Annotated in this window: 17 protein-coding genes; 8 read left to right on the top strand and 9 right to left on the bottom strand. The window is 71.1% G+C overall.

Annotation, left to right across the window (positions count from 1 at the left end; all coding sequences use genetic code 11):
* Positions 1-81: 81 nt before the first annotated feature.
* The 4 genes from rpsI to BDK92_RS22290 form a co-directional block, all read right to left on the bottom strand.
* Complete coding sequence (gene rpsI, locus BDK92_RS22305; RefSeq protein WP_246017189.1) at positions 82-576, bottom strand: 30S ribosomal protein S9; 495 nt, start codon at positions 574-576, stop codon at positions 82-84.
* 20 nt (positions 577-596) lie between these two features.
* Positions 597-1,040, bottom strand: coding sequence for a 50S ribosomal protein L13 (rplM, locus tag BDK92_RS22300; RefSeq protein WP_121158458.1), 444 nt, complete (start codon positions 1,038-1,040; stop codon positions 597-599).
* Positions 1,041-1,337: 297 nt separating this feature from the next.
* Entirely contained in the window at positions 1,338-2,819 is a 1,482-nt protein-coding gene (locus BDK92_RS22295) for a nitrate/nitrite transporter (protein WP_246017187.1), read from the bottom strand.
* Positions 2,820-2,992: 173 nt separating this feature from the next.
* Positions 2,993-3,694: a class I SAM-dependent methyltransferase gene (locus BDK92_RS22290; RefSeq protein ID WP_121158456.1), complete on the bottom strand. Its 702-nt coding sequence runs from the start codon at positions 3,692-3,694 to the stop codon at positions 2,993-2,995.
* A 144-nt stretch (positions 3,695-3,838) separates the two neighbouring features.
* On the opposite strand from BDK92_RS22290, the gene BDK92_RS22285 reads away from it, so the two are divergent.
* From BDK92_RS22285 to BDK92_RS22255, 7 genes are all read left to right on the top strand, one after another.
* Positions 3,839-6,007 (top strand): molybdopterin oxidoreductase family protein, encoded by a 2,169-nt coding sequence (locus BDK92_RS22285; RefSeq protein WP_121158455.1) that lies wholly within the window; start codon positions 3,839-3,841, stop codon positions 6,005-6,007.
* Positions 6,004-7,479 carry an FAD-dependent oxidoreductase gene (locus BDK92_RS22280; RefSeq protein WP_121158454.1) on the top strand — a complete coding sequence of 492 codons (1,476 nt, stop codon included), beginning with the start codon at positions 6,004-6,006 and terminating at the stop codon, positions 7,477-7,479. The genes BDK92_RS22285 and BDK92_RS22280 overlap by 4 nt, the downstream gene beginning before the upstream one ends.
* Positions 7,476-10,049 carry a nitrite reductase large subunit NirB gene (gene nirB, locus BDK92_RS22275; RefSeq protein WP_121158453.1) on the top strand — a complete coding sequence of 858 codons (2,574 nt, stop codon included), beginning with the start codon at positions 7,476-7,478 and terminating at the stop codon, positions 10,047-10,049. Before BDK92_RS22280 ends, nirB begins: the two co-directional genes overlap by 4 nt.
* Entirely contained in the window at positions 10,046-10,402 is a 357-nt protein-coding gene (gene nirD / locus BDK92_RS22270) for a nitrite reductase small subunit NirD (RefSeq protein ID WP_121158452.1), read from the top strand. The genes nirB and nirD overlap by 4 nt, the downstream gene beginning before the upstream one ends.
* Entirely contained in the window at positions 10,402-11,490 is a 1,089-nt protein-coding gene (locus BDK92_RS22265) for a uroporphyrinogen-III synthase (protein WP_121158451.1), read from the top strand. Before nirD ends, BDK92_RS22265 begins: the two co-directional genes overlap by 1 nt.
* A gap of 128 nt (positions 11,491-11,618) precedes the next feature.
* The gene (locus tag BDK92_RS22260) at positions 11,619-12,641 is read left to right on the top strand and encodes an ABC transporter substrate-binding protein (protein WP_121158450.1); all 1,023 of its coding nucleotides are present in this window, start codon (positions 11,619-11,621) and stop codon (positions 12,639-12,641) included.
* An 8-nt stretch (positions 12,642-12,649) separates the two neighbouring features.
* Positions 12,650-13,429 carry an ABC transporter permease gene (locus BDK92_RS22255; RefSeq protein ID WP_121158449.1) on the top strand — a complete coding sequence of 260 codons (780 nt, stop codon included), beginning with the start codon at positions 12,650-12,652 and terminating at the stop codon, positions 13,427-13,429.
* Positions 13,430-13,545: 116 nt separating this feature from the next.
* On the opposite strand, the gene BDK92_RS22250 is transcribed toward BDK92_RS22255, so the two are convergent.
* The 4 genes from BDK92_RS22250 to BDK92_RS22235 form a co-directional block, all read right to left on the bottom strand.
* Positions 13,546-14,169 (bottom strand): GTP-binding protein, encoded by a 624-nt coding sequence (locus BDK92_RS22250; RefSeq protein ID WP_121158448.1) that lies wholly within the window; start codon positions 14,167-14,169, stop codon positions 13,546-13,548.
* Complete coding sequence (locus BDK92_RS22245) at positions 14,150-14,521, bottom strand: DUF742 domain-containing protein (protein ID WP_121158447.1); 372 nt, start codon at positions 14,519-14,521, stop codon at positions 14,150-14,152. The genes BDK92_RS22250 and BDK92_RS22245 overlap by 20 nt, the downstream gene beginning before the upstream one ends.
* 65 nt (positions 14,522-14,586) lie before the next feature.
* On the bottom strand, positions 14,587-14,997 hold the full coding sequence (locus tag BDK92_RS22240) for a roadblock/LC7 domain-containing protein (protein WP_121158446.1): 411 nt from the start codon (positions 14,995-14,997) through the stop codon (positions 14,587-14,589).
* A complete protein-coding gene (locus BDK92_RS22235) occupies positions 14,994-18,152 on the bottom strand; it encodes a sensor histidine kinase (protein WP_121158445.1) in 3,159 nt (1,052 codons plus the stop codon). Before BDK92_RS22235 ends, BDK92_RS22240 begins: the two co-directional genes overlap by 4 nt.
* Before the next feature lie 480 nt (positions 18,153-18,632).
* Between BDK92_RS22235 and BDK92_RS22230 the strand changes: the two genes are divergently transcribed.
* Complete coding sequence (locus BDK92_RS22230) at positions 18,633-19,823, top strand: ABC transporter substrate-binding protein (protein WP_121158444.1); 1,191 nt, start codon at positions 18,633-18,635, stop codon at positions 19,821-19,823.
* 126 nt (positions 19,824-19,949) lie between these two features.
* Here BDK92_RS22230 and BDK92_RS22225 read toward each other — a convergent pair whose 3' ends face one another.
* Positions 19,950-20,777, bottom strand: a complete 828-nt coding sequence (locus BDK92_RS22225; RefSeq protein WP_425462315.1) for an ABC transporter permease — start codon at positions 20,775-20,777, stop codon at positions 19,950-19,952.
* Positions 20,778-20,812 lie beyond the last annotated feature (35 nt).

The raw sequence follows: 20,812 nt of genomic DNA, 5'->3' as shown, positions 1-20,812 counted from the left end.
AAAGCGAATGGCCGGGACCGCCACCACGCGAGGGGGAGGCGGACCCGGCCGTCCGTCAGACGTGCAAGGGGGTGAGGCTGATTAGCGCTTCGAGTACTGAGGCGCCTTACGGGCCTTCTTGAGACCGTACTTCTTGCTTTCCTTGACCCGGGCGTCCCGGGTGAGGAAGCCGGCCTTCTTGAGCGCGGGACGGTCGTCCGGCTCGTTCACGATCAGCGCACGGGCGATGCCGAGGCGCAGCGCGCCGGCCTGGCCGGTGGTGCCGCCGCCACGGAGGTTCGCGATCACGTCGAACATCTCGGCCTTCTCGGCGGTCACCAGCGGCTCCTTGATGAGCTGCTGGTGCACCTTGCTCGGGAAGTAGGCCTCGAGCTCACGGCCGTTGCAGGTGATCTTGCCGCTGCCGGGGACGATGCGAACCCGGACGATGGCCTCCTTGCGGCGGCCAACGGTCTGGATCGGCCGGTCACCACGGAGGGTGCGGACGACCGGGGCGGCCGGAGCCTCGACCTCGGTCTCGGTCTCGATTCCGGTCTCGGCGACCGGGGTGGCCTCAGCCTCAAACGTATCGGTCATGCTGATTCCTTCGTCCGCGCTCACTGCGCGATCTGCTTGATCTCGAACGGCACCGGCGCCTGCGCAGTGTGCGGGTGCTCAGCCCCGGGGTAGACCTTCAGCTTCTTGATCAGCTGCCGGCCGAGCTTGTTGTGCGGGAGCATGCCCTTGACGGCCAGCTCGATGGCCTGCTCGGGGCGCTTCTCCAGCAGCTCCTCGTAGCGGACCTGCTTGAGGCCGCCCGGGTATCCGGAGTGGCGGTAAGCGATCTTGGTCTGCCGCTTGTTGCCGGTCAGCGCAACCTTGCCCGCGTTCACGATGACGACGAAGTCACCGGTGTCGACGTGCGGCGCGAAAGTCGGCTTGTGCTTGCCACGCAGCAACGTGGCGGCGTGGGTGGCCAGACGGCCCAGCACGACATCAGCGGCGTCGATTACGTGCCACTGACGCTCGATCTCACCCGGCTTCGGGCTGTACGTACGCACAGGTCTACCTTGTCTCGTCGTCGGTCTGGGGTCACGCACCGGAAACCAGGCGCGCACGAACGACCAAGCGTACCTGATGGGGCACGCCCTCGGCTGTCACACAACAGCAGGCGATGTTACTCTTCCGGCCCGCACGCGGTCAAAACGGGGCCTCGGGTCACCGCTGGTCACCCGCCCCGCCCGTCGGCCCGGACCAGGCGGCAAGCCGGCCACTCGATCACCAGCCGCAGCTGATCGCGCCCCCTAAGCCAATCACACCCGTCTCGCCCACCCGTCACCGCCACCCGGTACGGCGCCTCAGACGCCGGACAGGCGACGGGGTGACGGGCGGAGGTAGACCGCCCAGGTGACCAGGACGCAGAGCAGGTAGCAGCAGATGAAGCTGACGTACGCGGCATCCGCCGACCGGTAGGCCAGGAACGACTGACGGAAGGCGATGTTGACCAGCACTCCCCCGAAGGCCCCGACCGCCCCGGCGATCCCGATCAACGCCCCCGCCAGCCGCGCCGCCCGGCGCACCAGCTCCCCACCCGGCGCCGGATCGGCACCAGCCGCGTTCCGGATCCGGGCGCGGAAGATCGCCGGGATCATCTTGTACGTCGACCCGTTGCCGATCCCGGAGAAGACGAAGAGCGAGGTGAACCCCACCAGGTAGAGCGGCAGCGATCCCCTACCCGAGGCGTACAGCACCACACTGGCGCCGACCGCCATCGCGACGAAGTTCCAGCAGGTCACCCGGGCCCCGCCCAGCCGGTCGGCGAGGTAGCCGCCGAACGGTCGGATCAGCGATCCCACCAGTGGCCCGAGGAAGGTGAGGTACGCCGCGTCGAGCGGGGTGGCGAACCGATCGCCGAACTGGACCTGGAGCACCTGCCCGAAGGCGAACCCGAACCCGATGAACGAGCCGAATGTCCCGATATAGAGGAAGGACATGATCCAGGTGTGCGGGTCCCGGGCCACCTCCCGCATCGCCCCCCGCTCGCTCGGCACCCCGGTCGACCCGCCCCCTCCCGCCGCCACCGGCGAGATGTTGTCCATGTGGCGTGCCGCGAGCAGCGCGGCCAGCACGATCAGCGGCAGGTAGACCGCCGGGACCAACCGGGGGTACGCCGCGCCGGCCGTCGCCAGCACCAGCAGGCCGACCAACTGCACCGCCGGTACGCCGAGGTTGCCGCCGCCCGCGTTGAGGCCCAGCGCCCAGCCCTTGTGCCGGTCCGGGTAGAACTGGTTGATGTTCGCCATCGACGAGGCGAAGTTGCCGCCGCCGACCCCGGCGAGGCAGGCGAGGATCATCAGCGTCTGGTAGGAGACGCCCGGCTCGATCAGGATCGCCATCGGAATGGTGGGCAGGAGCAGCAGGGCCGCGCTGATCACGGTCCAGTTCCGTCCCCCGAAGACCCCGACCGCGAAGGTGTACGGCAGCCGCAGCACCGCCCCGAGCGCCGTCGGTACGGCCGTGAGCAGGAATTTCCCGGCTGGGTCGATGCCGTACTCGGGGCCGAGGAAGAGCACCAGCACCGACCAGAGGCTCCAGACCGAGAAGCCGATGTGCTCGGAGAGGACCGAGAAGATCAGGTTGCGGCGGGCGATCGCGGCACCCGTGGTGCGCCAGAAGGTCGGATCCTCCGGGCGCCAGTCCTCGATCCGGTGCCGCCGGCCGCCGGTGGTGGTGGTGACATCCGGACCGCCCGGTGACGGATCCCGGGTCGCCGGAGCCGGCAAAACCGGCATGACCGGCGGGACCTCTGCGGCATCTGCGGTGCTCGCGGCTCTGCTCACGGCCGGCTCCTCTCGTTCGGTGACGAGATCGACGCTAGGGACGGTCGATTTCCGAGCCGTTCGTGTGATGAGTCCGCGCCGCAACCTTCCCCGCACCATCGCCGGCACGCCCCGGTGAGAAGTTCGCCACGAAGGTCGGGAGCGGGCACCGGAGGACCGGGAGCGCGCCGGGTTCAGTTCTCCGGTCGTCGTCCGCCGAAGACGGCGAAACGCCATGCCTTGAAGAAGCAGTCGACGTCGATGAGCCCCGCCGCGCCGAGCCAGTCGCACTGGGCCCCGACCGGCGCCGGACGGTCGTACGACATCCGTTGCCGGGCGGCCTCGATCTCCGCCTCGTCCGAGCCGAGCGCGGTGATCTGGTCCAGCCACACCCGCTGGTACCGCCGGTCGAGTTCGGGGGTCGGGCCGGCCACCTGTTCGGCGTTGACGAAGACGCCGCCGGGCCGGAGCACCTCGGCTATCCGCCGGTAGAGGGCGCGTTTGCCGTCGTCGTCGAGGTGGTGGATGGCGAGCGCGGACACCACGGCGTCGTAGCGCCCACCGGGTAGCGGCGCGGTCAGGTCGGCCACCTCGATCCGGTGCGGCACTCCCTGGGCGGTGAGGTGTCCGGCGGCCACCGCGAGCATCGCGGGCGCGGCGTCGAGCAGGGTCAGCCGGGCACCGGGTACGGCCGCGCCGATCAGGGACGAGAGCAGCCCGGTGCCGGCGCCCAGGTCGAGCACCTCGGGCGTACGGCCGTCGGCCAGCGCCGCCCGCAGTGCTGGTGAGGCCACCTCGACCGCTGTGCCGTAGAAGTCGTCGAAGCACGGCACGAGCCGGCGTCGCGCCTGGTCGTAGGTGCCGGCGGCAGCTTCGAACAGCTGCACCACACTCATCCGTACTCCCGGATTATGAGACGACTTTCCCAGATTATAGGCCCCGTCGGGTAACCCTCTGCTCCCACGCACTGTGAGCGCCTCTTAGCAGGCACGAAACAAAGGAGACCCGGCGGCGAAACCACCCCCGTCCACGCTTCCGACATGACGGACCTTGCGCGGAGCGAGACGCACGCCGATGCGCCACGGCCCGGTACGGCCCCCCTCACCTCGGTGGCAGAGGTCGACACGCACTGCCCGTACTGCGCGTTGCAGTGCGGGATGACGCTCCGCGCCACGCCCGAACGAGTCGAGGTCCGGCCCCGGCAGTTCCCCACCAACCGGGGCGGGCTCTGCCAGAAGGGCTGGACCGCCGCCGAACTACTCGACCACCCCGACCGGCTGACCACCCCGCTCGTCCGCGACCGACCCACCGGGCAACTGCGACCGGCGAGCTGGGACGAGGCACTGGACCGGGTGACCGACAGCGTCACCGCGCTCCAGGCGGCGCACGGCCGGGACAGCGTCGCCGTCTTCGGCGGTGGCGGACTCACCAACGAGAAGGCGTACGCGCTGGGCAAGTTCGCCCGGGTGGCGCTCCGTACCCGTCAGATCGACTACAACGGCCGGTTCTGCATGTCCTCGGCCGCCGCCGCGGGCAACCGAGCCTTCGGCGTCGACCGGGGACTCCCGTTCCCGCTGGCCGACCTGGCCCGCGCGGACACCCTGCTGCTGGTCGGGGCGAACGTCGCCGAGACCATGCCGCCGCTGGTGCGCTACCTGGTCGAACAGAAGCAGCGCGGCGGCACCCTGATCGTGATCGACCCACGGGCCACCGCCACGGCACGGCAGGCCACCCTGCACCTGCAACCGATGCCCGGCACCGACCTGGCGGTGGCCAACGCACTGCTGCACATAGCGCTCGCCGAAGGCTGGATCGACCGGGAGTACGTCGAGGACCGGACCGCCGGTTTCGACGCCGTACGCCGGAGTGTCGCGGGCTACTGGCCGGCCCAGGTCGAGCGGCTCTCCGGCGTACCGGTAGCGGACCTGGAGGCGGCGGCGCGGGCACTGGGCACCGCCGGTACGGCCATCATCCTGACCGCCCGTGGCGCCGAGCAGCACACCAAGGGCGTCGACACGGTCACCGCCTTCATCAACCTCGCCCTCGCTCTCGGCCTGCCCGGTCGACCCGGCTCCGGTTACGGCTGCCTGACCGGACAGGGCAACGGCCAGGGCGGACGCGAACACGGGCAGAAGGCCGACCAGCTCCCCGGCTACCGGCGGATCGACGACCCGGCGGCCCGCGCGCACGTCGCCGGTGTCTGGGGCGTACGCCCGGACGACCTGCCCGGTCCCGGCCTGTCCGCGTACGAGCTGCTCGACTCGATCGGCTCGCCGGAAGGCCCACGGGCGCTGCTGGTCTTCGGCTCGAACCCGGTCGTCTCCGCGCCCCGGGCGGGTCGGATCCAGCGCCGTCTGGCCGATCTGGACCTGCTGGTGGTCGCCGACTTCGTCCTCTCCGAGACGGCGGCGATGGCCGACGTGGTGCTGCCGACCGCGCAGTGGGCGGAGGAGGACGGCACGATGACGAACCTGGAGGGCCGGGTGCTCCGGCGACGGGCACTGCGCCCACCGCCAACCGGTGTCCGCACCGACCTGGCCGTCATCGCCGAACTGGCCCGCCGGCTCGGTGCCACCCGCCCGGTCGACGCCGACGCCGACGCCGACGGGCCGAGGTTTCCGGACGACCCCCGGCTGGTCTTCGACGAACTGCGGCGGGCGTCGGCCGGCGGGATCGCCGACTACGCCGGGGTGACCTGGGAGCGGATCGACGCCGAGAACGGCCTCTTCTGGCCCTGTCCGGCGCCGGAGCGCCCGGACACCCCGCGACTGTTCACCGCGACCTTCCCCACTCTGGACGGACGGGCCCGGTTCGTGCCGGTGGAGCACCGGCCGGCCGCCGAGGAGGTCTGCCCGGACTACCCGCTCTACCTGACCACCGGACGGGTGCTCGCCCAGTACCAGTCCGGCGCGCAGACCCGCCGGATCGCGCCGCTGCGCACCGCCGCGCCGAACGCCTTCCTCGAACTCCACCCGGACCTGGCCCAACGGCTCGGCGTGGTCGACGGCGACGAGGTGCGGATCAGCAGCCGCCGGGGCGAGATGCGGGCACCGGCCCGACTCAGCGACACGATCCGGGCCGACACCGTCTTCGCCCCCTTCCACTGGGCCGGGGCGGCCAGGGCCAACTCGCTGACCAACGACGCGCTCGACCCGACGTCCAGGATGCCCGAATTCAAGATCTGCGCGGTACGAGTGGAGCGGGCATGACCGGCCGGGTGGTGATCGTGGGCTACGGCATGGCCGGCTCCCGGCTGGCGAGCGAGCTGCGGGCCCGGGACGGGGACCGGAAGATCGTGGTGCTCGGGGCCGAACCGCACCGGGCGTACAACCGGATCATGCTGTCGAACCTGCTCGCCGGCAAGATCGACGAGACGCAGGTGGAGCTCACCGAAGCCGCCGGACACGGGGTGGACATCCGGCCCGGGGTCGCGGTCACCGCCGTCGACCCGGCCGCCGCGACGGTCACCACCGACCGGCAGGACATCATCGAGTACGACCACCTCGTGCTCGCCACCGGCAGCCGAGCCCTGGTACCGCCGCTGCCCGGACTCGTACCCGACCGACAGACCACACCCGACCCGGAACGGCTGCCGCGGCGGGTGGTCGCCTTCCGTACCCTCGACGACTGCCGGCGGATCGTCGACGCCGCCACCGGCGCGCGGACCGCACTGGTCCTCGGCGGCGGCCTGCTCGGCCTCGAAGCCGCCCGTGGCCTCGCCGCCCGCGGCCTCGACGTACGGGTGGTGCACCCGGTCGGGCACCTGATGGAACGCCAACTCGACCCGGCCGCCGGCGCGGTGCTCGCCCGGACCCTCGCCGGGCTCGGCGTCACCAGCCACCTCGACACCAGCGCGACCGCGGTCGACGCCGAACCCGACCGGGTCACCCTCACCCTCGCCACCGGCGATCGGCTCACCGCCGACCTGCTGGTGCTGGCCTGCGGCGTACGACCGGAGACCGGGCTGGCCCGGGCCGCCGGGCTGGTGGTGGAACGCGGCATCGTGGTCGACGACCGGCTGCGCACCAGCGACCCGCGCATCTGGGCGATCGGCGACTGTGCCCAGCACGAGGGGCAGCTCACCGGGCTGGTCGCCCCCGCCTGGGCACAGGCCCGGGTGCTGGCCCAGGTGCTGACCGGCGACGACCCGCAGGCCCGGTACCGGCCACAGGCACCGGTGACCCGGCTCAAGGCGGCCGGCATCGACCTCGCCGCGATGGGAGACCTGACCCCCACCGACGCCGCCCAACCGGCGGTGGAGGAGCTGAGCTTCACCGACCCGGCCCGGGGCACGTACGCCCGGCTCCGGATCGTCCACGAACGACTCACCGGGGCGATCATGCTCGGCGACAACCCGGCCGTCGGCACCGTCATCCAGCTCTTCGACCGGGGCACACCGGTGCCGAGCGACCGCCGGTCGCTGCTGCTCGGCCGGGCGCTCGGCGGCCAGTCCGCCACCCCGGTCGAATCCCCGGCGCTGATGCCGGACGCGGCCACCGTCTGCCAGTGCAACACCGTCCCCAAGGGGGCGCTGGTCCGGTGCTGGCGGGCGGGCGCCCGCTCGGTGGCCGAGGTGGTCGCCGCGACCCGGGCCACCACCGGCTGCGGAAGCTGCCGGGACGCGGTCGAGGGAATCGTCAACTGGTTGTCCACGGTCGACTCCGCGGAGGTGACAGGGTGAACGGCAACAGGCTTGTCGTCGTCGGCAACGGAATGGTCGGCCAGCGCTTCGTCGAGGCGCTGCGGACCCGCGACAGTCGAGCACGGTGGCAGGTCACCGTGCTCGCGGAGGAGAGCCGACCGGCGTACGACCGGGTCCGGCTCTCGGCGTACCTGGACGGGGTCAGCGCCGAGGAACTCAGCCTGCACACCCCGGACGAGGGGGTGGACCAACGGCTCGGCGAACCGGTGCTCGCGATCGACCGCGATCGGCGGGTGGTACGCACCGAGACGGGCGAGTACCCGTACGACGCCCTGGTGCTGGCGACCGGGTCGTACCCGTTCGTGCCGCCGATCGACGGCGCCACCGGGCCGGACGGTGCCGGCGGGCTGCGGCACGGGGTCTTCGTCTACCGCACCCTGGACGACCTGGACGCGATCCGCGACCACGCCCGAGGCCGGCGGGTCGGCACGGTGATCGGTGGCGGCCTGCTGGGCCTGGAGGCGGTGAACGCGCTGCGGCTGCTCGGGCTCGACACCCACCTGGTGGAGTTCGCGCCCCGGCTGATGCCGGTGCAGGTGGACGAGGCCGGCGGTGCCATGCTCCGCCGCTACGTCGACGACCTCGGGGTCGAACTGCACCTCGGCACCGCCACCACCGCGATCCGCCCCGGACCCGACGGCGGCGTGGGCGAACTGGTGCTCGGCTCCGGCGAGACGGTCACCACCGACCTGGTGGTGGTCGCCGCCGGCATCCGGCCCCGCGACGAACTGGCCCGCGACGCCGGGCTCGCCATCGGCGCGCGCGGCGGCGTCCAGGTGGACCAGAACTGCCGCAGCGACGACGCACGGATCTGGGCGATCGGTGAATGCGCCGCGGTCGACGGTGTCTGCTACGGCCTGGTCGCCCCCGGGTACGCGATGGCCGAGGTGGTCGCCGACCAACTGCTCGGCGGTACGGCCACCTTCCCCGGCGCGGACACCGCCACCAAGCTCAAGCTGCTCGGGGTCGACGTGGCGTCGTTCGGTGACGCGCACGGCACCACCCCCGGCAGCCTCGACGTCACCTGGACCGACCCGGCCACCCGCAGCTACGCCAAGCTGGTCCTCTCCGACGACGCCCGAACCCTGCTCGGCGGGGTGCTGGTCGGTGACGCCTCGGCCTACCCGACGCTGCGGGCCAGTGTCGGTGGTCCGCTGCCCGGTCCCCCACTGGCACTGCTCGCCCCGGCCGGCGACGGTGGTGGCGCGGGAGCCGGCATCGGTGCCCTTCCCGGTGGTGCGCAGGTCTGCTCCTGCAACGCGGTGACCAAGGACCAGATCGTGGCCGCGATCGGCGACGGCTGTGCCGACGTACCGGGGCTGAAGGCGTGCACCCGCGCCGGTACGAGCTGTGGCTCCTGCGTACCGATGCTCAAGCAGCTGCTCGCCGTCTCCGGCGTACGGCTGTCCAAGGCGCTCTGCGAACACTTCGACCAGAGCCGACAGGAGCTCTTCGACCTGGTCCGGGTCCGTGGCATCCGGACCTTCTCCCAGCTCGTCGCGGAGCACGGCCGGGGACGTGGCTGCGACATCTGCAAGCCGGTGGTCGCCTCGATCCTCGCCTCGCTCGGCAGTGGTTACGTGCTCGACGGGGAGCAGGCGGCGCTCCAGGACACCAACGACCACTTCCTGGCCAACATCCAGCGCGACGGGACCTATTCGGTGGTGCCCCGGATCCCCGGCGGTGAGATAACCCCGGAGAAGCTGATCGTGATCGGCGAGGTGGCGCGGGACTTCAACCTCTACACGAAGATCACCGGAGGGCAGCGGATCGACCTGTTCGGCGCCCGGGTCGAGCAGCTGCCACGCATCTGGCGGCGACTGGTCGACGCCGGCTTCGAGTCCGGCCATGCCTACGGCAAGGCGCTGCGTACGGTGAAGTCCTGCGTCGGCTCCACCTGGTGCCGGTACGGGGTACAGGACTCGGTCGGGCTGGCGATCGCCCTCGAACTGCGTTACCGGGGGCTGCGCGCGCCCCACAAGCTCAAGTCCGCGGTCTCCGGCTGCGCCCGCGAGTGCGCCGAGGCACGCAGCAAGGACTTCGGCATCATCGCCACCGACCAGGGCTGGAACCTCTACCTCGGCGGCAACGGCGGGTTCCGGCCCCGGCACGCGGAACTCTTCGCCACCGACCTCACCACCGAGGAACTGGTCCGCTACCTCGACCGGTACCTGATGTTCTACATCCGCACCGCCGACCGGTTGCAACGCACCGCCGGTTGGCTGGAGGCGATGGACGGCGGCCTGGAGCACCTCCGGTCGGTCATCGTCGACGACAGTCTCGGGCTCTGCGCGGAACTCGACGCGGCGATGGCCCGGCACGTGGCCGACTACGCCGACGAGTGGCGGGCCACCCTCGACGACCCGGAGCGACTGCGCCGGTTCACCTCCTTCGTCAACGCGCCGGACACACCCGACCCCTCGATCAGTTTCGAGGTGGAACGGGGCCAACCGGTCCCGTCGACCACCAGGCGTCAACCGGTGGTGCTCGGCCTGCCGACGACCGGCCGTACGGGCCTGCCGACCACGAGCGATGGGGTGCTGCGATGAGTGAGGGCCACGGCGGTACGCGGGAGTGGACGGCGGTCTGCGCGTACCCGAGGGTGGAGCCGGAGCGGGGCGTCGCCGCGCTCGTCGGCGACGAGCAGGTGGCCGTCTTCCGGACCCACGACGGGCAGCTCTTCGCGATCGGCAACCGCGACCCGATCGGCGGCGCGTACGTCATGTCGCGTGGCATCGTCGGCAGCCGGGGCAGCACCCCCACGGTCGCGTCCCCACTGCACAAGCAGGTGTACGACCTGCGTACCGGCGAGTGCCTCGACGAGCCCGGGGTGGCCCTGCCCACCTACCGCATCCGCTGCCGGGACAACGTCATCGAGGTCGGCACCCGGCGGGAGAACTGATGTCCGACGAGCTGGCCGGTTACACCATCGGCGTGACCGCCGACCGGCGACGTGACGAGCTCGCCGCGCTGCTGGAACGGCGTGGCGCCCGGGTGGTGCTCGCCCCCGCGCTGCGGATCGTGCCACTGGCCGACGACTCCGAACTCCGCGCGGCCACCCGCGCCTGCCTCGACAACCCACCCGACGTGGTGATGGCGAACACCGGCATCGGCATGCGCGGCTGGCTGGAGGCGGCCGAGGGCTGGGGGCTGGCCGAGCCGCTGCGCTCGGTGCTCTCGGAGGCGTACATCGTGGCCCGGGGGCCGAAGGCACGTGGTGCGATCCGGGCCGCCGGCCTGCACGACGAGTGGTCGCCGCTCTCGGAGAGCTGCGACGAGGTGATCGACCACCTGTGCCGACGCGGCGTCTCGGGCCGGGTGATCGCCATGCAACTGCACGGGGAACGGCAACCGGAGTGCACCAGTGCCCTGGAGGACGCCGGAGCCACCGTGATCGAGGTGCCGGTCTACCGCTGGGCCCCACCGACCGACCCGGCCCCGCTGCACCGGCTGGTCGACCTGATCACCGGCCGGTTGGTGGACGCGGTCACCTTCACCTCCGCACCGGCCGCCGGCGCCCTGTTACGCGCCGCCGGCAACAGCGGCGACGCCGTCCTGGAGGCGCTCCGGGCGGACGTCATGGCCGCCTGCGTCGGCCCGGTGACCGCCGCGCCGCTGCGCCGGCACGGCGTACCGGTGCTCGCCCCGACCCGGGCCCGACTCGGCGCCCTGGTCCGCACCATCGTGGACGAGCTTCCCCGCCGGGCGGTGCACGTCAAGGTCGCCGACCACCTGCTCACCCTGCGCGGTCACGCGGCGGTGCTCGACGGCGAGCTGCGCCCCCTGGCGCCGGCCCCGATGGCGGTGCTGCGGGCCCTGGCCGCCACCCCGGGACGGGTCCTCTCCCGCGCCGACCTGCTGCGCACCCTCCCCCGTGGCGCCGACGAACACGCGGTGGAGATGGCCGTCGCCCGGCTCCGGGCAGCACTGCGTACGCCGGGCGTGGTGCAGACCGTGGTGAAACGCGGCTACCGACTACCGGTCGACTGAGCGAGGGACCCGGCAAGCGCCCCCATTACCGACATCGTCCGCCACCAATGGTTCCGCAGCCTGCCACCGATCGCTATCCTCAGCGAAGAACGTCTATGCATGATCGGCGGATCGCTCGCGGGGGAGACATGCGAAAAACGGGACGATCGCGCATTCTGGCCGCTGCCCTACTGGCCGCCACGACACTCGTCGCCGCCGGCTGCACCGGAAGCCCGGAGCCGCAGGCCGGCGACCCGAACAGCGCCCCGGACCGGGTCACGTACCTCACCGGCTTCGGCACCGGCGGGCACGACGCCTTCGCCTGGGTCGCCCGCGAGAAGGGCTTCTTCGCCTCGGCCGGACTCGACGTGACGGTCCAACTCGGCGCACCGGCCACCAACAACCAGGCGCTCGCCTCCGGTCGGGCCCAGTTCACCTACAGCGACGTCACCCAGTTGATGATCCAGGCCGGGACCGGCACCTTCACCGACCTCCGCGTGATCACCGCCGTGCACCAGGACACCCTGGTCGCCATCTTCGCCCCCGAGGATTCCGGCATCACCGCCGCCACCGACCTCACCGGAAAACGGGTCGGGGCGGCCACCGGCTCGATCACCCAGACCCTGCTGCCCGCGTACGGCAAACTCGCCGGCTTCGACGCCGGCAGCCTCGACGTCGTCAACAGCCAGCCGCCGCAACTCGCCGGCCTGCTCGCCGGCAACCAGGTCGACGTGCTGAGCACCTTCATCATCACCAGGGGCACCGTCGAGACCGTCACCGGGAAGAAGATGGTCGTGTTCCCGTTCCGCGACCACCTGCCGGACCTGCTCGGCACCGGACTCACCACCACCGCCGGGCTCGCCGAGGAGAAGCCCGAGATGGTCCGCCGGTTCCGGGACGCGGCACTGCGCGGCCTGGCGTACACCCTCGACCACCCCGAGGAGGCGGCCGAAATCATGAAGAAGCACAACCCGGCCGTCAACGTCCGGGGCGCCGCCACGGAGATCACGCTGATGACCCCGTACGTCCGGCCCGCCGCCGGCGCGACGATCGGGGTGATCGACCGCCAGCGCGCCGCCCGGAGCATCGGCGTACTCGAACAGGCCGGGCTCATCCCCGGCGGGCTGAGCCCCGACTCCGTGGTCGACTTCGACCTCGTACCGAAGCCCTGACCGACCGCATGACGAGCCGGGGGCACTGGTCGGCACTTGGGCTTCCGCTGCTCGGCGCGGCCGGCACCATCACCGTCTGGTGGCTCGTGACCATCGTCTTCGCCATCCGGCCGTTCTTCCTGCCGGCACCGCCGGACGTGCTCGACGCGTTCCGCCGGGAGCCCGCCTACCTGCTCGAAGCGACCTGGGTAACGCTCTGGGAGACGCTCGCCGGCTTCGCCATCGCGGCCGGCGCCGGTTTGGTCGTGGCGCTGCTGCTGGCCGCGTCGCCAACCATCGAACGGGCCACACTGCCGATGATCGTGGCCTTCAACGCGGTCCCGAAGGTCGCGGTCGGCCCGCTGCTGGTCCTCTGGATGGGGTACGGGCCCCGCCCGAAGATCGCCCTGGTGGCGCTGATCGCGTTCTTCCCGGTGGTGGTCTCCACCATGGCCGGGCTCACCTCGACCCCAGCCGAACTCGGCGAACTGTCCCGCTCACTGAGCGCCTCCCGCTGGCAGAGCTACGCCAAGATCCGGGTGCCGTGGGCGCTGCCGCAGGTCTTCGTGGGCCTGAAACTCGCCATCTCGCTCGCCGTGATCGGCGCTGTGGTGGCAGAGATCCAGAGCCCGAACTCGGGCCTGGGCGCGGTCATCGTACTGACCGGACAGTCGGCGGACACGCCACTGGCCTTCGCCGCCATCGGCCTGCTCGCACTGCTCGGCATCAGCCTCTTCTATCTCACCGCCGCCGCCGAACGCCTGCTGCTTCCGTGGGCGCGGGAGATCGCCAGCGAAGGCTCACCCTAGCGCCCGCCGCACTCGGCGACCGGGTTCGCGACGCGCCTGGGCGCGACGGGAACCAGGTGCCGAGCCGTACCGGAGAGGACGCCCCGCCCCGGCGCTGGTCGCCGGGGCGGAGAGGATCAGCCGACCGGGGTGGGGAAGCCCCGGCCATGTTGCGCCTGGAGGGTCGCCATGGCGTGCTCCACCACCGTGACCAGCACCTGCTTGACCGACTCCCGGTGCCGGGCGTCGGTCATCACCAGCGGCACGTGCGGGGCGATGGCCAGGGCCTCCCGCACCTCCTCCGGCGCGTACTGCGGCGCACCGTCGAAACGGTTCAACGCCACCACGTACGGCAGCTTCCGGTTCTCGAAGTAGTCGAGCGGCGCGAAGGCGTCGGTGATCCGCCGGGTGTCGACCAGTACCGCGGCACCCACCGCACCACGGATGATCTCGTCCCACATGAACCAGAACCGGGTCTGCCCCGGTGTCCCGAACAGGTAGAGGATCAGGTCCTGGGCCATGGTGATACGGCCGAAGTCCATGGCGACCGTGGTGGTCTCCTTGCCCGGCACCTTCGACGGATCGTCGATGCCGACACCGGCCGCTGTCATCACCGCCTCGGTGGTCAGCGGAGTGATCTCCGAGACCGCGCCGACGAGCGTCGTCTTGCCCACACCGAAGCCGCCCGCAACCACAATCTTCGCGGAGGTGATCCCCCGGTTGCGGCGTGCCCCGACGGGGTCATAGCCTGCGAAGTCCACTTAGCACCCTCTCAAGCAGTTCCATCCGCTCCTCGTACGCTTCCGCGGGAGCGGCACTGTGCAGCGTCAGCAAGCTGTCCGCCACCATGTCGGCGACCAGCACCCGTGCGACACCGAGCGGTAGCCGGGTGTACGCGGCGATCTCCGCCAGCGACTGCGCTCTTCCCTCGCAGACAGTCGCGATGCGGTGCTTGTCATGCCCGGCGAACCGGGACTCCGCAACCGCCGCCGGAGTCGCCGTGAGCACCGCCTCGAGGGCGATGTCCTGGCGAGGTTCGGTACGGCCGCGGGTGACCGCGTACGGCCGAACCAACGCGCCGCGTGGATCGTCACGACGTGGGGGGTAGTCCATCTAACGGTCACCTCCTTCCGGTGAGGTTGCGGCACCACCGACATCCGTCCTTGGTCACATCCGTGCTAGGGGCGGACGACCGCCTCGCGTGGCAATGGCACCAGCGCGGCGCCCACCCGCTCGACCAGGAGCGCCATTTCGTAGCCCACCTGACCGACATCGCAACTCCGGGCTGCCAGCACGGCCATCGAGGAACCGTCGCTGATGGACATGAGGAACAGGTAACCGCTGTCCATCTCGATGACGGTCTGGAGCACCCCACCGGCGCTGAACATCCGGGAAGCGCCGTCGGTCAGACTGACCACGCCGGAGGTGATCGCGGCAAGCTGGTCGGCCCGGTCCTGCGGCAGGTCCCGCGAGGAGGCGAGAAGCAGCCCGTCGGCCGAGACGGCCACCACGTGCGCGATCCCCGCCACACTGTCGGCGAAGTTGCTGAGCAGCCAACCCATGTCCTGCATCGCTGCTGGCCTGTTCATCGGCTCGTCTCCTTGGTTGATGTCGTGCCGTTCTGCTCACTGCCGGCCGTACGGCCGCGTTGCACACCGCGGTGGTAGGCGGACAGCAATCCCCGTACCTCGTCCGGGGTTCGGCGGCTCGGCGCCTGACCGGGCTTGGTCTCGACGCCTCCCGGTACCAGTTGTGCCTGCGGCACCCGCTTGGGCAGACCCGATCGGGTGGTGCCGGCGTTGGCCGGCTCGGCCGCGCGGGTGGCCCGGGCCCAGCCCTCGTCCGCCGCCGTCCGCCACGCCTCGTTACCGGTGCTGGCGGGTGCCGCCACCGGTTCCGGGGCCAGCACCGGCGGAACCGGCTCCGGGGCGCGGACCGGCGCGACCGGTTGCGGTGCGGCCGGCTGTCCCCCGTACCCGGTGGTGCTGGTCTGGCCGGGAGTGCGGGCCGGCAGCGTGGCCCGACCACGAGCCGCGACGCTCTCCGCGAGGCTGGCGCGCTGGGCTGCCGATTCGGCAGCCCGGGGCGCCGGCACGGCCGGGGCCGGCGGGGTCTGGTAACCCCCCGGGGGGACGTTGAAGATCGCGGTCGAGTCCTGTCCGTGGGAACGGAACCAGACCGCTTCCATCTCGCGGAAGATCGGCGCCTCGCCCGGCTGCTCCGCCCGGGGTGCCGGGGCCGCCGGGGCGGCCATCGGCGCGGGCGGGGTGGCGGCGACCAGGCCGGCGACCGGCCCGGCCGGCAGGCCGGCGGAGGGTGCCGGGGCCGCATTCGGGACCGCCGAGGCACCGGCGGTCCGCTGCGGCAGTGAACGAACCGTCGGGTACGCCATGGTCGGCGATCCGGCGTGCGAGTCGACCGGCGGCGCCATGCTGGCGTGCGCGGTCGGCGGGGTGACCAGCGGGTGGGCGGCCGTGTGCTGCACCGCCAACTGCTGCGTGGACGGCCCGGTGGTGGCGCCGACCTGGAAGGTGCTGTCCCGTACGTCGGCGGTCTGCCACTGCACGGGAGGCTGGGCCGGCGTCGGGACCGGCGGAGCCGGCGGGGTGGTCCGCCACTGATCGGTGAGGGTGGCGGCGGAGCTGCGGGCACCGATCGGTGCCATCGGCTCCGACCAGGCCGGCGCGGCCGGCAGTGCGGCGGCCGGACCCGGTTCGACCGCGAGCGGCTGACGGGGTCGGGTCGCGAGCGGTTCGCGGCCCCGCAGTTGCGGCAGCACCACGGTGTCGCTGGGCAGGGTCACCTGGGCGACCGTTCCACCCTCGACGTTGCGGCGCAGCTCCACCCGGATGCCGTACCGGGAGGCGAGGCGGCTGACCACGGCGAGACCCATCAGCCGGAACGCGGCCACGTCGACCGTCGGCGGAGCAGCCAACCGGCGGTTGAGCGCGTCGAGCTGTTCCTCGCTCAGCCCCAGACCACGGTCTTCGACCTGGATCAGGACGTAGTCGCGGATCCGACGGGCGTCGGCGACCACGACGGTGTTCGGCGACGAGAACCGGGTCGCGTTGTCGAGCAGTTCGGCGACGAGCCGGACCACGTCGTTGACCGCGTGCGCGGCCACCGAGATGTCCGTGTCGACCGTGCCGAACTCGATCCGGTTGTACGCCTCGACCTCGGACTGCGCGGCCCGCAACGCGTCCACCAGGAGCGCGTCGTCACGTCGGGGCGCGGTCGAGTCGGCACCGGCGAGCACCAGCAGGTTCTCGTCGTTGCGGCGCATTCGGGTGGCCAGGTGGTCCAGCTCGAAGAGCTGGGCCAACCGCTTCGGGTCCTCCTCGCCGCGCTCGATCATGTCGAGTTCGCCGATCATGCGGTCGACCAGCGCCTGGCTTCGACGGGCCAGGTTGAGGAACATGGCCGAGACGCTGGTCCGCAGGGCGGCCTGTTCCGCCGCGACCCGGACGGCTTCCCGGTGTACGACGTTGAAGGCGAGTGCCACCTGTCCGACCTCGTCCCGGTTGTCCAACCGGATCGGGTCCCGGACCTGGCGGACGATCTCCTCCACCCCGCCGTCGCCGATGCTGCCGACGTTCTGCAGCCGGCTGACCGCGTCGGGCAGGTCGTGGTTGGCCACCGAGAGGGCGCCCTCACGCAGCCGGCGCAGCGAGGAGTTGAGCGACCGGGCCAGCACCACGGCGAGCGCGATGGCGACGATCAGCGTGATCAACACCACGATCGACTCGATCACCGCCTGCTGGACCACGTCCGACTGGGCCTGGTCCGCCTGGGCGAGCAGCTCGCCCTCGAGCTGGACCTCCGCCCAGCGCATCAGGTCGATGACCGCGCCGATCGCGTCCGACGTGGTCTTGGCGAACGCGGGGGTCGTCGTCGAGTTGACCGCACGGCCGACCTCGGAGACGGCCCGCTCCGCCAGGGTGACCGCGTCACCGCTGTAGGTCCGGTCCACCAGTTCGTTCTGGCTCGCCGAGGCGGCCAGTTCGAAGGAGGCCAGCGCCTCCTGCTGGCTGGTCTGGGTGGCCAGGAAGGCGGAGAACTGCTCCTCGTCGAGCTGACCCGACCGAAGCGCGGCGTAACCCACCGCCTGTTCCTCCGCGGCACCCGCCTTGGCGCGGGCGAAGGCGGCGACGGCACGGAGGCTGTCCGCCACCCGGCCCTCACCGGAGACTTCACCCAGTGTTTCGCCGTAGTTCCCGAGGTCGGCGAGGATCACGCCGTAGCGCAGCACCGCCTCGACGACGAGCATCTGCTTGCGGTCGAGCACCTCCTGGCGGGTGCCGTTCAGCGTCGCCAGGTGGCCGTCAATCTTGGCGATCCGCGCCTGCATCGACTCCGGCACGTTGCCGATGCTGTTGCGCTCGTCGGTGTACGCGGTGATCCGCTCGTCCGTACGCCGGACCGCCAGGTTGTACTGCTCCGGGTCGGTGCCCGGGTCGGCAAGGTAGACAGCCGCTGCCATCCGCTCCTTGTGCAGATCCTGGGTGAGCCCCGACACGTCGGTCGAGAGCGCGGTCAACGACCGGATCATGTTCGCGTCCAGGGCCGTCTGGCCGACGTCGACCAATCGGACCGTGGCCAGCGCGAGGACCGCCGCGACCGGCACCACCAGGATGAGCGCAAGTTTGGACCGAATCCTGGTGTCCCGAAGTCGGGGCAACCAGCGGCGCCGCGCCCCGTGTTCCGGCGGGCCGTTTTCGGGCAGGGTCGTAGGTCCGGTGCTCACGACATCGCCTCCGTCGTTTCTTCCACGCGTGGCCAGCCCTCCGGTGCCTGCTGCCACGGATGGGGCCGCACGCGGCACGGCCGCGATTTCATCAGAAGCAGGCCGATTTGGGAAGCGGCGGTACGGCAGGAATCGGTCGGACGAGACTGAACCACTACTCTGCTCACCGAATCCCTTCTTTTGACAGGCCCCGTGAACTGGGCAAATATCGTCAGAGTGGTCGCTTGCATCTGGAAAGTTAAGGCCAGCAAACGCCGGTCGCGGCCAACATGTGGGATCGGTGTCCCGAATGTAGGATCACCGTCCTGAAACATGCTCGACAACGCCCGCTTGACCCGGGCGCTCGCCATTGGCAAGGTTTTCCAGGTTTGAAGGCTTCGCGCACACCGTACGACAGACCACCCCCGTCCTTCTACTGAGGACGGAATTCGTCGCCGGTGACCGGGCACCCCGCCCTAGCCGCGCACATGGAGGACTGAGTTGACGCCCATCCGCTCCGCGACACTCACGGTGCTCGCCTCGGCCATTCTGGCCACGTCGCTCACCGGTTGCCAGTTCAGCGACGATCCGCAGCAGACCGGCGAGATCGTCATCCGCGCCGACCTGGAACTCTCCGGCGCGGCGGCGCCGGCGGGCGAGGCGTACCAACGCGCCCTGGAACTCAAGGTCGAACAGATCAACGCGTCCGGCGTACTCGGTGGCCGGACCCTCTCGCTCAAGGTCAAGGACAACCGTTCCGACCCGAACGAATCGCTGCGCAACATCGGCGAGTTCGCGAACGACCCCTCGGTCAGCGCCATCATCATGGGCAGCTGTGACGCCTGTGCGGTCGCCGCGGCAAAGACCATCAACGAGAAGAAGATCCCGACCATCGCCTTGGCCTCGGCCAACGAAGTGGCGGCCCCGATCAGCGACCGGCGCTATGTGTTCAAGCTCGCACCGAACGCACTCGACAGCGCGGCCACCCTGGTCTCCGAACTGAAGCTCGCCCAACCCAAAGTGAAGGACGTCGGTGTGATCTACACCGATGACACCTACGGCCGTGACGGGCACGCCGCAATGAAGGCTGAACTGGACAAGGCCGGGATCAAAATTGCCGCCAGTGAGGCGATCAGGGCGGGCGAGACCGATCTCACCGCGGCGGTGAGTGCCTTGGTCGAGGCCAAATCGGACGCGATCGTCGTTTGGACCAACTCCGAACAGTCCCTCCTGGCCGCCACCCAGGCGAAGGCGGACGAATTCAAGGGCGGCCTGTACTTCGATGCCCACGCCGCCGGCGACCTGTTCCTGGAGGGGCAGGGCGGTATCGCGGCCGAGGACGCGAAGATGGTCTTCAGCCAGACCATGGTGATCGATGACGTCATCGCCACCACGCCCGCGAAGGCGGCCCGTAAGCAGTGGTTCCGGGACTACACCGCCAAGTTCGGCGGCTATCACGGCGCTTCCTCCTTCGCCGCCGACGCGCTGCAGCTCCTCACCGACGCGGCGGTACGGGCCGACAGCACCAGCGAGGACGCCAACCGGGACGGGCTGCGGGACGTGCTGGAGACGTCACAGATGGACGGCCTCTCCGGCCCCATCCGGCTGACCCCGGACAACCACTCCGGCCTGATGCCGCAGGCGCTGAGCATGCTGGTGGCCCGTGGTGGCCGCTGGCGCCTGGCCAGCTGACCGGAACCCGCTCCTCGGCGGCCACGGTCCCGGACCCGCGTGACGGGTCGGGACCGTGGCCGCCGCCGGTTGCACCCTCGCTCCGACCGGTCCCGGCTGCGACAGCCGGACGGTCGGGGCATGGGCTCACCGCGCCGAGGTGGTCTCCCGCACCCAGGGCAGCGCGAGGTGTTCGACCAGGACCAGCGCGTAGTAGAGCGCGATGCTCATGACCCCGACCAGCAGGATCGCCACCCATGCGGTGGCACTGTCGCCCGACCCGCCGAACTGGATGATCTGGGTGCCCAGTCCCCGCCCGGCACCCGCCTGGAACTCGCCGATCACCGCGCCGATCGCGGCCAGCGGCATGGCCACCTTCAGACCGACGAAGATCTGCGGCAGCGCGGCCGGCATCCGGATCTTGCGGAATGCCTGCCAGCGTGAGGCGGACAGGGATCGGGCCAGCTCCACCAGCTCGGCCGGAGCGGCGTTCAGTCCGGCCGTGGTGGCGAGCACGATCGGGAAGAAGCAGAGCAGGAACACCATGATCAGGATCGGCTGCTGGCCCCAGCCGAAGGCGAACACCAGCAGCGGCGCGATCGTCACCTTCGGGATCGCGTTGATCCCGACCAGCAACGGGGAGAACATCCGCTCCAGGGTCCGCGAGGCGGAGAGCCCGAGTCCGATCAGGATCCCGGCCACCGCGGAGAGCACGAACCCGATCAGGACCTCCAGCGCGGTCTCCACCATGCCGCCGAGCAGCAGGCTCGGCTTGGCGGTGAACGCGGTCAGCACGTCGCCCGGAGGCGGCAGCACGGCGGGGTGGACCAGCGTGGAGACGTCCGTCGCCAGCCACCACCCGACGATGGTGACCACCATGCCGACCACCGGCCAGATCACCAGACGGGCAACGGGGCCACCGGCCCGGCGTTCCCGGGGCGCAGCTGTCCGCGCCCTGGGGCGAACCTCGGTCAACTCGGCCATCTTTTGATTTCACACTCCTCATTCGG

The organism is Micromonospora pisi (assembly GCF_003633685.1).
Lineage (GTDB): Bacteria > Actinomycetota > Actinomycetes > Mycobacteriales > Micromonosporaceae > Micromonospora_G > Micromonospora_G pisi.
Note: the sequence above shows the minus strand (reverse complement) of the source record. Positions and strands in the feature narration are given on the sequence as shown.

Coding starts and splice junctions, on each gene's coding strand:
- BDK92_RS22245 (WP_121158447.1), bottom strand. CDS start 14,521: ATGGACTACCCCCCACGTCGTGACGATCCACGCGGCGCGTTGGTTCGG.
- nirD (WP_121158452.1), top strand. CDS start 10,046: ATGAGTGAGGGCCACGGCGGTACGCGGGAGTGGACGGCGGTCTGCGCG.
- BDK92_RS22280 (WP_121158454.1), top strand. CDS start 6,004: ATGACCGGCCGGGTGGTGATCGTGGGCTACGGCATGGCCGGCTCCCGG.
- BDK92_RS22255 (WP_121158449.1), top strand. CDS start 12,650: ATGACGAGCCGGGGGCACTGGTCGGCACTTGGGCTTCCGCTGCTCGGC.
- BDK92_RS22240 (WP_121158446.1), bottom strand. CDS start 14,997: ATGAACAGGCCAGCAGCGATGCAGGACATGGGTTGGCTGCTCAGCAAC.
- BDK92_RS22260 (WP_121158450.1), top strand. CDS start 11,619: ATGCGAAAAACGGGACGATCGCGCATTCTGGCCGCTGCCCTACTGGCC.
- BDK92_RS22290 (WP_121158456.1), bottom strand. CDS start 3,694: ATGAGTGTGGTGCAGCTGTTCGAAGCTGCCGCCGGCACCTACGACCAG.
- BDK92_RS22285 (WP_121158455.1), top strand. CDS start 3,839: ATGACGGACCTTGCGCGGAGCGAGACGCACGCCGATGCGCCACGGCCC.
- BDK92_RS22265 (WP_121158451.1), top strand. CDS start 10,402: ATGTCCGACGAGCTGGCCGGTTACACCATCGGCGTGACCGCCGACCGG.
- rpsI (WP_246017189.1), bottom strand. CDS start 576: ATGACCGATACGTTTGAGGCTGAGGCCACCCCGGTCGCCGAGACCGGA.